This is a genomic window from Salinivibrio sp. ML198 (assembly GCF_001996015.1).
GTDB lineage: Bacteria > Pseudomonadota > Gammaproteobacteria > Enterobacterales > Vibrionaceae > Salinivibrio > Salinivibrio siamensis.
The window spans coordinates 1-206 of sequence record NZ_MUEZ01000087.1; the positions used below are offsets into that span (position 1 = coordinate 1).

Annotated in this window: 1 rRNA gene; it reads right to left on the bottom strand. The window is 52.4% G+C overall.

What is annotated here, in order from left to right:
• Window positions 1-199: ribosomal RNA gene (locus BZG25_RS15860) — 16S ribosomal RNA — on the bottom strand; the annotation flags it as partial.
• Window positions 200-206 lie beyond the last annotated feature (7 nt).

Genomic DNA, 206 nt, shown 5'->3' on the forward strand with positions numbered 1-206 from the left:
GTAGACATTATGCGGTATTAGCCGTCGTTTCCAACGGTTATCCCCCTCGTCAGGGCAGGTTCCCAGCCGTTACTCACCCGTCCGCCGCTCGACGTCCAGTAAATCCACCGAAGCTTCAATACTGCCGTTTCCGCTCGACTTGCATGTGTTAGGCCTGCCGCCAGCGTTCAATCTGAGCCATGATCAAACTCTTCAATTTAAGTTTT